Source organism: Martelella lutilitoris (assembly GCF_005924265.1).
Classification (GTDB): domain Bacteria; phylum Pseudomonadota; class Alphaproteobacteria; order Rhizobiales; family Rhizobiaceae; genus Martelella; species Martelella lutilitoris.
The window spans coordinates 387070-404808 of sequence record NZ_VCLB01000004.1 but is presented as its reverse complement, the minus strand read 5'-3'; the positions used below and the strand labels follow the sequence as shown (position 1 = coordinate 404808).

14 protein-coding genes are annotated in these 17739 nt (G+C 63.6%); 4 read left to right on the top strand and 10 right to left on the bottom strand.

Translation table 11 applies throughout. The features are described 5' to 3' along the window. Positions 1–53: 53 nt before the first annotated feature. From FF124_RS09095 to FF124_RS09085, 3 genes are read right to left on the bottom strand one after another with little or no spacing between them, the layout of a single operon-like run. The gene (locus FF124_RS09095) at positions 54–1127 is read right to left on the bottom strand and encodes an ABC transporter substrate-binding protein (protein WP_138748168.1); all 1074 of its coding nucleotides are present in this window, start codon (positions 1125–1127) and stop codon (positions 54–56) included. A gap of 9 nt (positions 1128–1136) precedes the next feature. After that, on the bottom strand, positions 1137–2546 hold the full coding sequence (locus FF124_RS09090) for a sensor histidine kinase (RefSeq protein ID WP_138748167.1): 1410 nt from the start codon (positions 2544–2546) through the stop codon (positions 1137–1139). Beyond that, complete coding sequence (locus FF124_RS09085) at positions 2530–3201, bottom strand: response regulator transcription factor (RefSeq protein ID WP_138748166.1); 672 nt, start codon at positions 3199–3201, stop codon at positions 2530–2532. Before FF124_RS09085 ends, FF124_RS09090 begins: the two co-directional genes overlap by 17 nt. A gap of 184 nt (positions 3202–3385) precedes the next feature. On the opposite strand from FF124_RS09085, the gene FF124_RS09080 reads away from it, so the two are divergent. The 4 genes from FF124_RS09080 to FF124_RS09065 all read left to right on the top strand — a co-directional run bounded on the left by FF124_RS09080 (position 3386) and on the right by FF124_RS09065 (position 7417). Beyond that, positions 3386–4354: a Bug family tripartite tricarboxylate transporter substrate binding protein gene (locus tag FF124_RS09080; protein WP_138748165.1), complete on the top strand. Its 969-nt coding sequence runs from the start codon at positions 3386–3388 to the stop codon at positions 4352–4354. Between the two features lie 82 nt (positions 4355–4436). Further along, complete coding sequence (locus FF124_RS09075) at positions 4437–4877, top strand: tripartite tricarboxylate transporter TctB family protein (protein ID WP_138748164.1); 441 nt, start codon at positions 4437–4439, stop codon at positions 4875–4877. A gap of 9 nt (positions 4878–4886) precedes the next feature. Next, positions 4887–6401 carry a tripartite tricarboxylate transporter permease gene (locus tag FF124_RS09070; protein WP_138748163.1) on the top strand — a complete coding sequence of 505 codons (1515 nt, stop codon included), beginning with the start codon at positions 4887–4889 and terminating at the stop codon, positions 6399–6401. After that, entirely contained in the window at positions 6398–7417 is a 1020-nt protein-coding gene (locus tag FF124_RS09065; RefSeq protein ID WP_138748162.1) for an AbrB family transcriptional regulator, read from the top strand. The genes FF124_RS09070 and FF124_RS09065 overlap by 4 nt, the downstream gene beginning before the upstream one ends. A 29-nt stretch (positions 7418–7446) precedes the next feature. Here the strand turns inward: FF124_RS09065 and FF124_RS09060 are convergent, their stop codons facing one another. The 7 genes from FF124_RS09060 to FF124_RS09030 all read right to left on the bottom strand — a co-directional run bounded on the left by FF124_RS09060 (position 7447) and on the right by FF124_RS09030 (position 17597). Beyond that, complete coding sequence (locus tag FF124_RS09060) at positions 7447–9555, bottom strand: beta-galactosidase (protein WP_187326877.1); 2109 nt, start codon at positions 9553–9555, stop codon at positions 7447–7449. A gap of 305 nt (positions 9556–9860) precedes the next feature. Continuing rightward, entirely contained in the window at positions 9861–10730 is an 870-nt protein-coding gene (locus FF124_RS09055) for a 2-hydroxy-3-oxopropionate reductase (RefSeq protein WP_138748161.1), read from the bottom strand. 10 nt (positions 10731–10740) lie between these two features. Continuing rightward, positions 10741–11517: a hydroxypyruvate isomerase gene (gene hyi / locus FF124_RS09050; protein ID WP_138748160.1), complete on the bottom strand. Its 777-nt coding sequence runs from the start codon at positions 11515–11517 to the stop codon at positions 10741–10743. 10 nt (positions 11518–11527) lie between these two features. Next, the gene (locus FF124_RS09045; protein WP_138748159.1) at positions 11528–13249 is read right to left on the bottom strand and encodes an ABC transporter ATP-binding protein; all 1722 of its coding nucleotides are present in this window, start codon (positions 13247–13249) and stop codon (positions 11528–11530) included. Between the two features lie 10 nt (positions 13250–13259). After that, positions 13260–14459 carry an ABC transporter permease gene (locus FF124_RS09040; RefSeq protein WP_138748158.1) on the bottom strand — a complete coding sequence of 400 codons (1200 nt, stop codon included), beginning with the start codon at positions 14457–14459 and terminating at the stop codon, positions 13260–13262. Continuing rightward, on the bottom strand, positions 14456–15445 hold the full coding sequence (locus FF124_RS09035) for an ABC transporter permease (RefSeq protein WP_138748157.1): 990 nt from the start codon (positions 15443–15445) through the stop codon (positions 14456–14458). The genes FF124_RS09040 and FF124_RS09035 overlap by 4 nt, the downstream gene beginning before the upstream one ends. Before the next feature lie 43 nt (positions 15446–15488). Continuing rightward, positions 15489–17597, bottom strand: coding sequence for a family 10 glycosylhydrolase (locus tag FF124_RS09030; protein ID WP_138748156.1), 2109 nt, complete (start codon positions 17595–17597; stop codon positions 15489–15491). Positions 17598–17739: the final 142 nt, after the last annotated feature.

The following is a 17739-nucleotide window of genomic DNA, read 5'->3' as shown; positions in this document are numbered from 1 at the left end:
CAAGAGAACACCGGCCGCTGATTGATCGCCGCCGCCGGTCATACGGGTTCTGGTCATCGATTCGTGGCATTGCTCATCTCGTCGGTCCCGGGGGAGACGTCCATGGCGGTTTCCCAGTCTTTCCAGAACATGTCCTGTTTGAGGTGGTCGAGATGGGCCAGCAGGCCGGGCCCGAAGCGGATCGGGATCAGCGTGCGCTGTCCTCCGAAAAGATCGCCGAGCCCCGGCACAAGTTCGCGCGCTCCCGGATCGAGCGGAATGAGGCCGGAGTGCAGGGCCAGTTGCCGCTGCCCCTGCGGCGAGAGCAGGTAGGAGACGAAGCGCTCGGCCTCGATCTTGTGGCGCGAGGCTTTCGGCACGAAGGCGGAGCGCGACATGACCAGCGTATAGTCGTCGAGCAGGTAGATGCCGAGATTGTCATGATCCTTGAGGGCGTCCAGCGCATAGGAGCCGATCAGGTTGTAGCCGAAGACGAGCTCGCCGCGATCCACGGCGTCGATCACCAGAGAGGTGCAGCAATAGGTCTTCGCCTCGGCCCGTCCGAAGCTCTCGGCGATGCGGGAAAACTGGTAGCCGCGTTCGGCATCCTGGCTGGCAAAGAGGTAGCCAACCCCCGACAGGCGGATGTCATAGGTGCCGACCCGGCGGTCGAAAAAGGCGGGGTCGTCACGCATCATGGTGGCCAGCTCGGAGCGCGTTCGCGGTAGCGGGCGGTTGGCGAAGGCCTCCTTGTTATAGGCGACGACGACGGGCTCGAAGGTAAATCCGTAGAGCTCGTGGCGCCATTGCGCGTCCGCGAAATATCGCTCCGGAAAAAAGGCCTGCGCCATTCCCGCGTTCACGAGCTTGATCTGCAGATCGGTCGCCGAGGAGATGATGACGTCGACCCCCAGCGTCTCGACATTCCGGTGGGCGCTGAGCTCCTCGTAGAGTTCCAGCGTGTTGAACTCGGTGTATTCGATCGAGATGCCGGGGTTGCGCGCCTCGAAATCCGCAATGATGCTGCGAAAGGCGTTGCTGTCGGTGGCGCTGTAGACCCTGATCACCACCTGCTGCTGGCCGGCGGCGCCCGGCGCGATCATGGGGGCGCTGAGCAGGACGACCAGAAAGGTGAGAAACCCGCGCATCGTCTCCCCCTACGCGACCGGCAGGTCGAGCGTGACGCGCAGGCCGCCCCTGCGGCTTGTCGCAAGCGCGACGCGCCCGCCATGGCTTTCGGCGACCGCCTCGACAATGCTCAAGCCCAGGCCGGACCCGGCATTGGTCTTGTTGAGCGAATAGAAGCGCTGCAGCACCTTGGTCCGCTCGGCTTCGGGAATACCGGGACCGCCATCCTCGATCGCGATACGGATCGCATCCCTGCCGGATATGCGCGCCGGTTCCAGCGCGATATCGATCCGGTCGTTCGTTCCGCCATGCTTGATGGCATTGTCGATGATGTTGCGCAACGCCTCGCGGACGGCGACGCGGTCAGCCATGATGACGTCGCTCCGCCCGTCGATGGCATCACGCGAAAACGAGAACTCGACGTCGATATCCGGTGTTTCGCGCAAGACATCCTCCACCACGTTGCGCACCACCTGCGTCAGGTCAACCTCCTCCCGGGGCAGGTTGTTGGCACGGTGAAGAACCATTGCATGGGAAAGAAGCTGATTGGTCAAGCGGATTGTCCGCCAGGCCTGGGTCTCGGCAATGGTCAGGCGCTTGCGCAGGTTTTCCGTGTCGCACATGTCTACGGCAATGGAAAGCTGCGCATGCAGGGCCGCCAGCGAGGTGCGCATCTGATGCGCGACATCGGCGATAAAGCCCTGGGAATGCTCCCGGCTGGTTTCCAGCCTGTTCATGAAATTGTTGATCGCCTCGATCAGGCGCGCCATTTCGCGCGGCGGCTGCGCGCTGAGTGGCGTCAGGTCGTTCGGGTCGCGGCTGCGCATGTCTGCCTCGATGCTGGCGAGCGGACGCATGGCGCGGTCGATGCCGAACCAGGCGAAACCGATACCGACGATGGCGAGCACGAGGAGGCCGGCCAGACCGTTGGTGATCATGCTCATCTGCAGGCTGTCGCGCGCCCGCCGCGTCTGGCCGATCTGGACATAGAACCATGTCGGCACATCGTTGAGCAGCAGGATTCGCCCCTTTGTCAGGAAGCGGAAATTCTCGCCGTCATAGCGCGCGTCAAAATAGCGGGCCTTGCCGTCATTGGCGAAATTTTCCGGCAATGGCAGGTCGCCTTCGCCGGTCAGCGTCTCGCCGCCCTCGCGAAAGACGCGGTAGAAGACCCGGTCTTCCTCGGCCAGCCCCATCATCTCCAGTGCCGAGGAGGGGATATCGACCCTTATGCCGTCCGGCGTGCTCGTCATCCGCTCGAGAACGGAAAGCGCGGCCGCCGTCAGCAGAAAATCGTAGGAGCGGTTGGCCGCGCTTCGCGCATAGCTCCAGAGAACCCCGGAAATGCTGGCCATGATCACGAGCAGAAGGGCGGTCATGCCGAACAGAAGCCGGCGGCGAAGCGAATAAGGGCGTCGCGTTTCAGCTTTCGCGAACATTGGCGATGTATCCAAGCCCGCGGATCGTCTTGATGTTGACCGGGGTCGCCTCCAGCTTCTTGCGCAGGCGCGCCACGGTCTGCTCAAGGGCGTTGAGGCTCGGCGCTTCTTCGAATGAGTAGATCCGGTCGGCGACGTCTTCCTTGGAGAGAACGCGGCCCAGATTGCTGATCAGGGCTTCCAGAAGCTGGATTTCGCGCTGGCGCAACTCGAGATCGGTGCCGCCCATCGAGGCGCGCCGCGCGCCGCGGTCGAAGGTGAAATCGCCGGCAACGAACAGGTTGCTGGCGTCGCCGCTGCCACGGCGTGCGAGCGCCCTGCAGCGGGCGGCAAGCTCACGGAAATCCGCCGGCTTGACCATGTAGTCGTCCGCGCCGGCATCAAGGCCGACCACGCGGTCATCGATCTCGGAGCGCGCCGTCAGCACCAGCACCGCCGTGTGGTCCTTGCGCGCGCGCATATCGCGCAGAACGTCGTAACCGCTCGCGCCGGGCAGGTTGATGTCGAGGATGACGATATCGAACTGCTTGTGCGACAGAAGCTCGGCCGCAAGTCTGCCGTCGGCCTCGCGGTCGATCGCGTGGCCGTCGCTGCGGAAACGGTCGCAAATGGCGGCCGCCAGTTCATCATTGTCTTCGACCAGCAATACGCGCATGGCGCAAATCTAGTGTGAAACCGGTCGGCGCACAAAGCCGAAATGCGCATGTCTCGGGCGATTTTCCGCGTGTCAGCCTGATGTCAGCCTGGGGTCAAGCACAGGTCAGCTTGATGGCTTAATGTCGTCTTCACGGTCGCAGGAGGACCCCTCGCTCGAGGGCACGACCGATTGGGAGGACAACATGAAACTTTTCACATGCGCTTCGGCGCTTGCCGCCGCTTTGTGCTTTGGTTCGCTCGCTCAGGCTGCCGAGGTCGACAAACCCGAATGCATCGCGCCAGCCCAGCCCGGCGGCGGTTTCGACCTGACCTGCCGCATTGCCCAGCAGGGCCTGGCCGATCAGTTCGATCGGCCGATCCAGGTCACCTTCATGCCGGGCGGCATCGGCGCCGTGGCTTTCAACCTTTTCAACACGACCCGCACGGATGACCCGAACGCCATCGTCGCGTTTTCCTCCGGTTCCCTGTTGAACATCGCCACCGGCAAGTTCGGCCAGTGGACCGAAAACGACGTGCGCTTCGTCGCCACCGCCGGCGCGGATTTCGGCGCGGTCGTGGTGCGTGCCGACAGCAAGTTCGAAACGCTTGACGATGTGATCGCCGCGGTCAAGGACAATGCCGGTTCGGTGGTTTTCGGAGCGGGCGGTTCGGTCGGCTCCCAGGACTGGATGAAAGCGGCCCTGCTGCTGCGGTCCGTCGACGTCGATCCGAAGACGATGCGCTATGTCGCCTTCGATGGCGGCGGCGAATCCATCGCGGCCCTGCTCGGCGGAAGCATCGAGGTCTATATGGGCGATGTCGGCGAAATGGTGCCGCATCTTGGTTCCGGCGACATGCGCATTCTCGCCGTCATGTCGGACGAACGCCTGGACGGCCCGTTTGCCGAGTTTCCGACGGCAAAGGAACTCGGCTATGATGCCGAATGGATCATCCTGCGCGGCTTCTACATGGGCGGCGATGTGCCCGAGGCCGCCTACGACACCTGGGTGAATGCATTCGAGGCGGCCTACCAGACGCCTGAATTCGCCAAGATCCAGGAAGAAAAGGGCCTGATGCCGCTCAATATGGCTGGCGCCGAGATGGACGCATCGATCAAGGAGCGCATCGGCCGCATGCGCGACATTGCCCGGGAAGCCGGCCTGATCGAATAAAATGTCCTGATTGACCCGGAGGAGCGCCGACGCGGCGCTTCTCCGCCGGTTTCGTTTTCCGCCATTGGGAGAGGGCCGCTTCATGGCCGATCGTATCTTTGCGGGCATCTTGCTGCTCGTCACCCTTGCCTACGGCACAATCGCCTTCACGGTGATCAAGGCGCCGTTTCAATATGATCCGCTCGGCCCGGAATCCTGGCCGCAGATCCTGTCGGTTCTGGCTGCGCCGAGCTTTCTCTTCATCATCGCCAAGCCGGACGTCGACAACTTCGGCAACGACAGGCACACCCTTGTCCGGGTGGCCGCCAGCGCCGTTCTGATGGTCGCCTATGCATGGCTGTTCGAGCCGGCAGGCTTCATCATCGCAACGCTTCTCTTCTGCACGGCCATGGCGCGCATGCTCGGCACGAGGTTTGTGCCGGCGTTCGTTTTCGGCCTCGTCACGGCAACGCTCGGCTATCTGGTCGGTACGGTGTTGCTCGATCTGAATTTGCCCGAAGGCATTCTTCCATCCTTCACGTGAGGACTTTTCATGGACAGCGTCATTTCGGGACTGGCGTCGGGTTTTGCCGTCGCGCTCGATCCCTTCAATCTCATGCTGGTATTGCTCGGCGCCTTCGCCGGCACGCTGATCGGCGCGCTGCCCGGCATCGGCCCCATCAACGGCGTGGCAATCCTGCTGCCGATTTCCTACAGCCTCGGCTTTCCGCCGGAATCGGCGATCATCCTGCTCGCCGGCATCTATTACGGCGCGGAATATGGCGGGCGCATCTCCTCGATCCTGCTCAATGTTCCGGGCGATGCGGGGGCGGTGCTGACGACGCTTGACGGCCACCCGATGGCGCTCAAAGGCGAGGCGGGCCGGGCCTTGTCGCTGTCGGCGGTGGCGTCCTTCGTCGGCGGAACCTTTGCCGTCGTGCTTCTGTCGCTGTTCGGCCCGGCGCTGGCATCCTATGCCGTCACCTTTTCGCCCTCGGACTATGTCGCGCTGATGGTGTTCGCCTTTGCGGCGCTCACATCGCTTGTCGGGTCCAACCCGGTGAAGACCTTCGCCGCCGCCCTGATCGGCCTCATGCTGTCGTCGATCGGCATCGATGCCAATACCGGCGTCCCGCGCTTTACCTTCGGCGTGCCGGATATCCTGGCCGGCATCGACTTCCTCGTCATCGTCATCGGTCTCTTCGGCATGGCGGAACTCTTCCACCTTGTCGAGCGGCAGGCCTCGGGAAGCCTCAAGGCCCTGGCGCTCGACAAGAGCTATGTCTCCTGGGCTGATCTTGCCTATACCAAGTGGACGATCCTGCGCTCGTCCATCATCGGTTTCTTCATCGGCATCCTGCCGGGCACCGGCGCTTCCGTCGCCTCGGCGGTGGCCTACGGAACGGAAAAGCGGATTGCCCGCAATTCCGAGCGGCTCGGCACCGGCGATCCGCGCGGACTGGCCGCGCCGGAGGCAGCCAACAACGCGGCGGCAGGCGGCGCCATGGTCCCGATGCTCACGCTCGGCATTCCGGGATCCGGCACGACGGCCATTCTGCTCGGGGCGCTGATGCTGTTCAACGTCACGCCGGGGCCGATGATGTTCTCCCAGCGGCCGGAAATCACCTGGGGCCTCATTGCGTCGATGTATATCGGCAATGTCGCGCTGCTGATCATCAACCTGCCGCTGGTCGGGCTTTTCGTGCGCATCCTGACCATTCCGCAGCGCTACCTGACGCCGCTGATCGCGGTCCTCGCCTTCATCGGCATCTATTCCGTGGTCGGCAACCCCTTTGACCTCTACATGATCATCGGCCTCGGCATCCTCGGATGGGTTCTGCGCAAGCTGCACTTCTCGCTGGCGCCGGTCATTCTCGGCTTCGTGCTCGGAAGCCTGTTCGAGGACAATCTCCGTCGCGCGCTGTCGATCTCGGGCGGGGATTACGGCATTCTGGTTCATTCGTCCAACAGCGTCGTGCTCTATATGCTCGCGGCTCTGGTGGTCAGCGTTCCTCTGCTTCTGCACTGGCGCAGCCGCCGGAACATGGTGCAGGAAGACGATGAATGAAGACAGGCGTTGCGCTTGCAACGCTGGGGGTTGCCTCAGCCGGCGCCGTGGCAGGGACGCTGCTCGGATTGCCGGCGCCCCAGCTTCTCGGCAGCACGATCGCAACCTCGGCGGCGGCCGTGCTCGGCCTGAAGCTCGGCATTCCGACCATCCTGCGCAATCTCGGCTTCGCCGTCATCGGCATCAGTCTCGGCTCGGGCGTCACCTCGCATCTCTTTGCCGATATCGCCCGCTTTCCCTTGAGCATTGCGATCCTGACCCTATCCGTCGTCGCGATCATGGGCGTTGCGGGTTTCCTGCTGAAGCGACTGCTCAGGGTTTCCGCGCAGACGGCGCTGCTGGCCACGTCTCCCGGCGCGCTTTCCTATGTGATTTCGCTCACTGACGGCAAGGATATCGACCTCAGGGCGGTCATGATGCTGCAGAGCATGCGCGTTCTGCTGATCACCGTCTTGTTGCCGCTGATGGTCGGCGCCGCCGGACACGGGGCGGGCGGTCCCGTCGCCCCTGGGGTCTCGCTTCCGCTCTGGTTTTCCCTGGCCTTGATTGCCGGCGCCTATGGTCTGGGGCACGCGGCGGCGCGCTACCGGCTGCCTTCGGCCTTTCTCCTGTGCGGACTTGTGCTCAGCGGCGCCTTTCACGGGCTTGATCTTGTCGCCGGACGCCCGCCATGGCTGATCATGGACCTCGCCTTCGTCATCGCCGGAGCGCTGATCGGCACCCGCTTCGTCGGCTTCACCCTTGCTGAATTCAGGCGCTTTGCCGTCTACGGGCTTCTCGTTTCCTTCGTCGCCGTCAGCATATCGGCATTGGCGAGCGCTTTCACCGCGCATATCCTCGCCATGCCCTTCGGCCAGGTCTGGGTCGCCTTCGCGCCGGGCGGGGTGGAGGCCATGGCGTCAATGGCGCTCGAAATGCATTACGACCCCGTCTATGTCGCCACCCACCATGTCTACCGCATCGTCATGCTGATGGTGACGCTTCCCATCCTCGTCAACCTGATTGGCCGGCGTTAACGAGCCCCGCGCCCCGGCCTGGCACTGCGCTACGCAAGCCGCACGATCAGCGCGTCGCGCGGCGGTACGGCGAGCCGGCCGTCCGTCAGCGAGGCCTGGTCGCCGCTCCAGAAGATCGCGGCGCTGCTAAGGGGGTTGCCGGCGCCATCCGTCAACGTCGCGGTCTGATGCCGGCGGGTGGCGTTGACGATCCAGAGATAGCGCCCCGTGTCGCTTTCGTGCAGGCGCACCTGCAGGGCCGGATTGGTGCAAAGCGTATGCCGCGTCTTGCCGGTAAAGGCGAAGCAGCGGGCGAAATAGCGCTTTCCCGCCTCCGACTGGTCGCGGTAGTAGCCGACCGAGGGGTGGGTTCCGACGAGAAGCGTGCGGCCCTTGCCGAACGCGTTCTCGACGATTGCGATCCGGCCGTCGTCAAAGCGCGCCAGTTCACGGCCCTCCGTCACGGTGTAGGACTGCAGGAAGCCGCCACCGGTGGTCGAGACGCCATCGAGCGTGAAGCGGATGCGATCGCCGATATCCGGCATGAACTCGACCTCGTCCTCGCTGACGCCGAAGACGGCATCGAGCCCGTTATTGGGCTGCACCGTGCCGACCTTGCCGCGATCGCCGAAATAGCCCGGGCAGGCTTCCGACACCAGCGTGCCGCCGGCCTTCACCCAGTCGGCGAGTTTTGCGGCGTTCTCGCTTGTCAGCATGATGGGGTAGGGGAAGTAGAGCGCGTCATAGGCGTCGATATCTTCGATATGGACCCAGTCGGCCTGGATGCCATTGTCGAAGAAGCCGCGATAAGCACCCCACATGGCCTCCCTGTAGGTCTCGTAATTGCCCTCACGGCTCAGGAGATAATCCCAGGCCTGCGCCTCCGGGGCGACCAGAATGCCGATCTCGCCCTTCACCGGCTTTGCCGCCAGAAGCGGCCTCTGTTCCGGCGCATTGGTCCATTTGGCGATCTTTGAGGCCATGTCGGAGCGGGGCGTGCGCGAACCATCCATGCCGTAGGAGCCGAAGGCGCCGAACAGCGGGCCGTCGAGAAGCGGCCGATAGCGCAGGTTCAGCATGCCGCGCGCGCCGCCCGCAAACGAGGTCAGCGACCACACCCGGATATCCTCGGGCTCGGCGACGCGGCCATCCTCCTTGTCGCGGCCGACGACCTGCGGCTGCATCCACAACGGCCCGCCCTGGCGCTCGGCATGCCAGAAGGGTTTGCCGCGGGCGGCCGCGCGGTTGAGGTCGGCGGCGTAGAAGCTGCGCCAGGACTGGTTGCCCTTGCGCGCATGCACGAAGGTATAGCCGTAAACCTCGACCTTCGAGGCGGCGAGCCAGTCATCCGACCCGCGCGCGGCCATGTCGGGGATGGCGCCGGCGACGCCATGGGCGGCGATCAGGCAATCGCTGTCGACGGCGCGGATCGTTTCGATGCGGAACTGCATCTGGCCGTAGTAATTCTCTCGTTTGAAGGCGAGCCAGTCGAGGCATTCCGGATAGGGCGCGATCTGGCGCGGCGGCTCGATATCGTCCCATTCTGCGTAGGAGAAGCGATACCAGGCCTTTGCCAGCGTATCGAGATCGCCGTATTTTTCCCGGAGCCACTCACGAAACACGGCCTTAGTGTGCGGGTTGTAATCGACCGCCGGCGAGTAGTTGCACTCGTTCCAGACGTCATAGCCGAGAAGCCCCGGATGGCCTTTGTAGCGCTCCGCAAGGGCTGAGAGGAAAGCGCCCGCAGCTTCCTTCACCTCCGGGCAGTTCATCGTCAGCGATCCCGCGCCGCCGCCATTTTGCGCAAAGCCGCCGGTCGCCGCTGAAACGCCCATGATCGCTGGAAGCGCGCTGCCATCGGCGCGCATCTGGCGGGCGTGGGCGAACTTGCGATACGCCCAGTCGGGCACGGTGTGGGTCAGCTCGGCGATGATGGTCTTGATGCCGTTTTCGGCGGCGAGGTCCATCTGCCGGTCATATTCCTCCCAGTCGTAGAAGCCGGGCCGCCGCTCGATCGCGCTCCACATGAACCAGTGGCGGAAGACATTCAGCCCGTCCTCTGCCGCGACGCCGTAGTCGCGTTCCCAGTCCTCGCGCGGCGGGTTCGACTTGCGGAAATAGACCGCCCCGAACGGCGTCTGCATCGGTATTTTCGTCATGATGTCCTCACACACATTATAGAAAGAGCCCGCTGTTTCGTTTCGGCTCCCGCCACCCCGACTTGCGTCATCCTCGGGCTTGACCCGAGGATCCAAACACCTGTGCCGCGACAGGCGCCGGCGGACAGCCCCTGTGTCCGGTCACAATTTCCCCCGCGACGCCCGTCGGGCAGAAGCGTGGTTAGGGCCTCGGGGCAAGCCCGAGGATGACGCCGAGTGGGCGGAAAGGCTAGTTTCTGAGACCCAGAATTGGCGCGTGGTTCGTTGCTCAACGCGACTGACCCTCCGACCGGACGAGACAGGTTTCACAGCCCCGCCAGCGCCTCCAGCGTCCGGATCAGCGCCGAATGGTCCTTGTCTCCGTCGCCGCGGGCAATTGCGGCGTTCATCAACTGCTCGGTCGCAGCCGCATTCGGCAAAGCGAGGCCGATATCACGGGCGGCGTTGACGGCGAGCGCCATGTCCTTGCGGTGCAGGCGGATGCGGAAGCCCGGATCGAAAGTGCACTCGATCATCCGTTCGCCGTGGACCTTCATGATCGTCGAGCCGGCGAAGCCGCCCATCAGCGCCTCACGCACCTTGGCCGGGTCGGCGCCCGCCTTCTTGGCGAACAGCAGGCCTTCCGCCACCGCCTCGATCGTCAGCCCGACGATGATCTGGTTGGCGACCTTGGCGGTCTGGCCGTCGCCGACAGGGCCGACATGGGTGATGGTCTTGCCCATGGCCTCGAACAGCGGCTTGCCGCGCTCGAAATCGGCATCCGAACCGCCGACCATGATCGTCAGCGCCGCGTTCTTCGCGCCAACCTCGCCGCCGGAGACCGGCGCATCGAGATAGCCGCAGCCCTTCTCCGCGATCTTTTCTGCGAAGGCCTTGGTCTCGACCGGGGAGATCGAACTCATGTCGATGACCATCTTGCCTTCTGAAAGACCGTCCGCCACGCCGTTCTCGCCAAACAGGACGGCGTCGACGTCCGGCGTGTCCGGCACGATGGTGATGATGATCTCGGCGGCTGCAGCAACCGCCTTCGGCGTGTCGCAGGCCTGCGCACCCTTTTCGACAAGGAATTCCGAGACCGGTTTCACCCGGTTGACGAACAACTCGTGGCCGGCGTCGAGCAGGTGCGCCGCCATCGGGCGTCCCATCAGGCCGAGGCCGATAAATCCGATTTTCATGTGATCCTCCTTAAAGCCAGGGCTTCATCCAGCCGAGACCTTCGCTTGTGCCGGCCGAAGGCTTGTATTCGCAGCCGATGAAGCCGTCATAGCCTTCCGCGTCTAGCATGTTGAAAAGATAGGGGTAATTGATCTCGCCCGTGCCCGGCTCGTGACGACCGGGATTGTCGGCTAGCTGCACATGGGCGATCTTCGCCTTGAGCCGCCTATAGGTTTCGGCAAGGTCGCCCTGCATGATCTGGGTGTGATAGATGTCGTACTGGATGAACAGGTTGTCCGAGCCGACGGCCTCGAGAATCCGCTCGGCGTGGTCCGTGGTCGAAACGAAGAAGCCCGGAATGTCGCGCAGGTTGATCGGTTCGAGCAGCAGCTTGACGCCGGCATCGGCGAGGCGCGGCGCGGCATATTTCAGGTTTTCGACCAGAGTCTGCTCGAGCTTTTCGGCTGCAATCCCCTTCGGCGCGATACCGGCGAGGCAGTTCACCTTGGGGCAAGTGAGCGCCCTGGCGTAGGAAATCGCCTTGTCCACGCCCGCCTTGAACTCTTCCACCCGGTCCGGCAGGCAGCCGATGCCGCGCTCACCGCCGGCCCAGTCGCCGGCCGGCAAGTTGAACAGCGCCTGTTTGACGTTGGCGGCCTTCAGCGCGGCGGCAACCTCTTCCTCCGGAAAATCATAGGGGCCGACATATTCGACGGCCGGAAAACCGTCCTTTGCGGCCGCCGCGATCCGGTCGAGAAACGGCAGGTCGGCGTAGAGAAACGAGAGATTGGCGGCAAATTTCGGCATTGAAAACTCCTCAGGCAATAAATCTGGTTCGGTGCAGCATGCGCTTGTTGCGCGGGTCCGGGTTCGGCACGGCGGAAATCAGGCTCTTGGTGTAGTCCTCCTCCGGCGCGGTGCAGATCTGCTCGGCGCTACCGAGTTCCACCAGCCTGCCCCGGTGCATCACGGCCACCCGGTCGCAGAAATAGCGAACCACCGAAATGTCGTGGGCGATGAAGATGTAGGAGAGGTCGAGGCGCTTCTGCAGGTCGAGCAGAAGGTCGAGGATCTGCGCCCGGATCGAGACGTCGAGCGCCGAGGTCGCCTCGTCGGCGATGATCACCTTCGGATCCAGCGCTAGCGCCCGGGCAATGCCGATGCGCTGCCGCTGGCCGCCCGAAAACGCATGCGGGTAGCGCTCCATGGCGGAACGGTCGAGGCCGACGAGTTCGAGCAGGTCGCCGACCTTCTGCTCGATCTCCCGGCCCGATAGCTTGCCCTGCACGACGAGCGGGTCGGCAACCACCTGCCGGACCGTCATGCGCGGATTGAGCGAGGCGAACGGGTCCTGAAAGACGAGCCGGACCTGGCTGTGAAAGCTGCGTAGCCCCTGCTTGTCGAGCGTCGTCACCTCGGTCTCGGCGCCATCGCCGGGGCGGTAGACGACCGAGCCGGAGGTCGGGTCGAGCACGCGCAGGATCAGCCGCCCCATCGTGGTTTTGCCCGAGCCGCTTTCGCCGACGATGCCGAGGTTCTCGCCCCGCTTCAGGTCAAAGGAAACGTCGTCCACGGCCTTCAGGATAAACCCCTTCTTGCCCGCGCCGGCACCGAACACTTTGGTGAGGTTGCGCACCGACAGCACGACGTCGTCCTTCGCCGCCTCGCGGGTTTCGTCCGCCACGCGCGGCTTTTCCAGACGCACGGTCGAGGACAGAAGCTGGCGGGTATAGGGATGCTTCGCGTTGTAGAAGATTTCGTCCACCGGCCCGCGCTCGACGATCACGCCGAAGCGCATCACCGCGACCTCGTCGGCGACCTCGGCGACGACGCCGAGATCGTGGGTGATCAGCAGCATCGCCATGCCACGCTCCACCTGCAGGCGTTTGATCAGATCGAGGATTTCCGCCTGTGTGGTGACATCAAGCGCGGTGGTCGGCTCGTCGGCGATCAGGATATCGGGATCGCAGGCGAGCGACATGGCGATCATGGCCCGCTGGCGCATGCCGCCGGAGAACTCGAAGGTGTAGCGATCGATCATCGCCTCGGGGTTCGGGATTTCCACCTGCGACAACAGGCTGATCGTCTCCGCCCGCGCCTCCGCCTTGCTCATGTTGCGGTGCAGCCGCAGCGCCTCGATGATCTGGTCGCCGATCGTATGCACCGGCGAGAGCGAGCTCATCGGCTCCTGGAAGATCAGCGAGATGCGGCCGCCCCGGATCGCGCGAATTTCTTTGCCCTCGTCCGGCAGCGCATGGATATCGACAGGCTTGCCGTCGGTATCGAGCACGATCGTGCCGCTGGTGATGCGCGCCGCCCTGTCGACGATCTTCAGCAGAGCCCGCGCCGTCACCGATTTGCCGGAGCCGCTCTCGCCGACCAGCGCCAGCGTCTTGCCGCGATGGAGATCGAAGGTCACGTCGCGCACGGCATGCAGAATGTGCTGGCGCAGGTGAAAATCGATGGAGAGGTTCTTCACCGATAGCACCGCGTCGCCGAAGCCCGCGTGATCGTGAACGATGGTCTGGGGTGTGGTCATGGTCCTCGCCTCAGCTATCGTAGGGATCGGCGGCATCGCGCAGGCCGTCGCCGAGGAAGTTGAAGGAGAGCACCGCGATCACGACCGCGCCGGCGGGCCAGATCAGGAGCCACGGAGCTGTCGAGATGGTGCGGATGTTCTGCGCATCCTGCAGCAACACGCCCCAGGAGACGACCGGCGGCTTCAGCCCGACGCCGAGGAAGGAGAGCGCGGTCTCCGCGACGATCATGGTCGGCAGCGCCAGCGTGACGACGGCAAGGATATGGCTCGTCAGCGACGGCAGGATGTGGCGGAAAATGATCCGTCGCTCGTTGGACCCGTCGAGCCGCGCGGCGGTGACGAAATCATCACCTCTGAGCGCGAAGAAGCGGCCGCGCACCTCGCGGGCAAGCGAAGTCCAGCCAAGCAGCGACACGATCAGCGTGATCAGGAAATAGACCTTCAGAGGGGCGAGCGACACCGGAATGGCGGCCGCAAGCCCGAGCCAGAGCGGGATCGTCGGCATCGCCGAGATGATCTCGATGATCCGCTGAATCAGGAGATCCACCCAGCCGCCGTAATAGCCGGACAGCGCCCCCATGACGACGCCGAGGATCAGGCTGATGCACACCCCGATCAGGCCGATCGACATCGATACCCGCGTTCCGTAGATCACCCGGCTGAAAAGGTCGCGGCCGAGCTTGTCGGCGCCGAGCAGGTAGAACGGGTCGTTCGCCTTCCTCGGCCCGACGAGATGCAGATCGGAGGGAAAAAGCCCCCACATCTTGTATTCCGGCCCGCGCACGAAAAAGCCGATCGGCACCACCTTGCTGTCATCGACCACGAAGGAGCGGCGCAGCGACGCCTGGTCGATGGTGACGCTGTAGCCCTTCACATGCGGCAGGAACTTTCTCTCGCCGTTCTCGTCCTCGACGAAGAAGGAAATCGTCTGTGGCGGGGCGTAGGAATATTGCGGCCGGGCCGCCTGGGCCAGGTTGGGCGCAAGGAACTCGGCGAAGATGCCGATCAGGTAGAGGGTCAGAATGACGAAACCGGCGACGATCGCGAGCCTGTCCTTGGCGAATTTGTGCCAGATCAGTGTCCACTGGCCGGCCGCCGCGTCGGTATCGCTGGTGACGCCCTTCTTCAGCGGCGTGATCGCGGGACGATCGAGCCCATGATGATGTGTCGGCTCGTGCAGCGCAGTTTCCTGGAAAATGTTGTCGCTCATTGGTCAAACCTTATCCGGGGATCGAGCATGGCGAGCAGGATGTCGGAAACCAGCATGCCGATCAGCGTGAGAACGCCCATGAGGAGAATGAAGGAGCCGGCGAGATACATGTCCTGCGAGATCAGCGCGCGCAGCAGCAGCGGGCCGGCCGTCGGCAGGTTCAGCACGATCGCGGTGATGGTGACGCCCGAGATCAGGTTAGGCAGCACCCAACCGATCGCCGAAACGAAGGGATTGAGGGCGATGCGCACCGGATATTTGATCAGCGCCTTGGTCGGATGCAGGCCCTTGGCGCGCGCGGTGATGTAATAGGGCTTGTTGAGCTCGTCCGTCAGGTTGGCGCGCAGGATCCGGATCAGCGAGGCGGTGCCCGCCGTGCCGATCACGACCACCGGGATCCACAGATGCGCCAGAAGATCGAAAAGCTTGCCCCAGGACCATTTCGCATGGGCGTATTCCGGCGAAAACAGCCCGCCGACGCTCTGGCCGAGCACCTTGTAGGAAAAATACATCAGCGTCAGCGCCAGGATGAAGTTCGGGATCGCCAGACCGAGAAAGCCGAAGAAGGTGAACACGTGGTCGCCGAGCGAATGGCGCTTCACCGCCGAATAGATGCCGATCGGCAGCGACACCGCCCAGACGAACAGCAGCGAGGCGACCGAGACGGCGAGCGTCGCGCCCATGCGCTCCCAGATCAACTCGCTGACCGGCCGCTTCCACTCGAAGGACTGGCCGAAATCGCCATGGAGGAGAATGCCGGAAATCCACTTATAGTACTGGACATAGATGGGATCGTCGAAGCCGTAGATTTCCCTCAAACGCGCGATCTCCGTCGGATCGAAGGCCTGGCCGCTGTCGCTCATCGAGGCGATCAGCGAGGTGACATAGTCGCCCGGCGGAAGCTGGATGATGACGAAGGCAATGATGGAAATGCCGAACAGGGTGGGGATCATGTATATGATCCGCATGATGATATAGCGCAGCATCAGCGTCCTCCCGTCCGAGCTGTCCTTGTGGTTTCAGACACTATCATGACCAGCGAACCTCGACCGTTTCCAGAAGTTCGATTCCGGGAACATCGACCTCCACCGTGTCGCCTGTTGTCCGGTATTCGGCCGTCTTGCCGGCGATCAGCAATTGCGCGTCCCTCACGGACCGACCCTCGGGGATCGCGATCGAGACCGTGTGCGGACCAACGGGGTAGATCGATCGCGTCGGCCCCTTGAACATCATCGGATTGGTGAGGTTGAAGAGCAAAACGGCAAGCGTGTCGCCGCTCTCGCGCACGGCGATATCCAACACCGAGTGCCCGGAAACGCTGACGCGCGGCGTGCCGCCCATCGCCCAGCGCACGGCGTTTTCGATCAGGCGCTGGTGGTCAGCGGTCAGCACCTCCCAGAAGATGCCGCCGATATTCCACGGAATATAGACCGTCCTGCCTCCGGCCTTCGTTTCTCGGGTGACAACCGCCGCGCCGCGCGGCTCCTCGCGGGGATAGACTTCCTCCATCGGCAGATCCGGAAAGTCCGGAATGCTGAGGAACGGTGTCTCCGCCCCCGCAACGGTTTCGACCTCGGCAAGCATGGTTCCGCCGATGATCCGCCCCGCGCCCTCATAGCCCTGATTGACCGGATGGTCGCCGGAAAGAACGATATAGCTGTTCTTGACCGGCCCGCGCGCAAGCGCATTCCGCTTCACGCCGAAGACGTCGCCAAGCGCGAATGCGTCGCGCGCATTGCCGCTTTCATCGCGCATCGCCGTTTCGTGGGCCGCGATCAGGCTGCCGCCGCGCGCGGCATAGTCGCGCAAAAGCGCGCATTGGGCATCGGAAAGGTTGGAAGCATTGGCGAGAATGACCAGCTTGAAGCGGTCCAGGCTTTCCGCCGTCATCGCCTCGTCGGAGAGGAATTCGAAGGGCAGCTTCGCCTCGATCAGGGCGTGATAGAAGCCGAGATCATCACCCTCGGCCTGTCGGCGTTCGTCGCGCGCCCAGTTCTTCAGCGTCGTCGTCGGGTCGATGATCGCGATCTCTGCGGTCGGCGTCGTTGCCTCGAGCATCGCCTGGAGTTTCTCGTGCTTTTCGAAGCCGGCGGCGACGGGGGCGACCCAGCGTTCGTCCGGCACCACGCCGTTGAATTTCGTGAACCAGGGCAGCATGCCGTGGGTGACGCCATTCGCGATCCAGCTTTCGATTTCCGCCCCGGTGGTAACGGAATCCTTCCAGCGATATTCCTCCTCGGGGCCGATCGAGGTGATCAGCACAACGGGGCGGTCGCGGAAGGTGGCGCGCATCCGCTTGGCGTTGCGGCCGGCCAACCAGATCGGCTCCAGCCCGCGCCGGCCCTGATGGTCGACGACCAGGAACGGGCAGTGCTTCTCGATCAGGCCGATATCGAATTCCATCAGCGATTCGCCGCCCATATTGGGAATGAAGCTGGCATGCGGCCGGATCGCCTTGACGTCATTATCCCAGGCGATGACCATCCGAGTCAGCACCTCGCGACGCCAGCCGGACCATGCCCGCCATGCGCGATCGTTGACATCGCTGGTCATCGGCAGATCGAAGCCGGTTGCGCCCTTGAAGCGCGTCCTGCAGCCCTCGCAATAGCACACGCCATGGCCCTGCCAGCGATTGGCGAAGATCGCGTCGATATCGTAGTCGCGGGTGATTTCCTTCACGATCTTGGGCATGAACGTATTGTTGTAATCGCCATAGGCGCAGGTGACCCACACATCGGGAAAAGCCCAGTGGTGGCGGGGATTGCCGTCCTTGTCGACAGCGATCCATTCGGGATGGGCCTCGGCGGCATCCTGATGGATGGCGTGCGGATCGACGCGGGCCATGACATGCATGCCGAGCGAGCGCGCGCCATCGACGAGGCGGCCGAACGGATCGGTGTCGCCGAGATATTTGCTGACATAATGCAGCGGAACCTTGGACGGATAAAAGCCGATATAGCCGCCGGCGGACAGGCAGACCGCGTTGGAACGGGTGCGCTGGAACACGTCGATCCAGAAGTCCGGATCGAACTTGACCGGGTCGTTCTCGACCAGCGTGAGCTGGGTCCAGCGGGTGGCGGTCTTATACCAGTCCGGCGTTCTGAGATTGGCGGCTGCGATCGGGTCGATGGGCTTCATGTGTCGGGTTCCGCTGGAGCGCGTCCAGGAAAAGTGGATACCGGTTTTCCGTCCGGACGCGCGTAAAAACAAATAGTTAGAGCATTGCCGGTGATCCGGTTTTCGCCGGCAATGCTCCGGTAATGCGGGGCCGGCGCCGGCC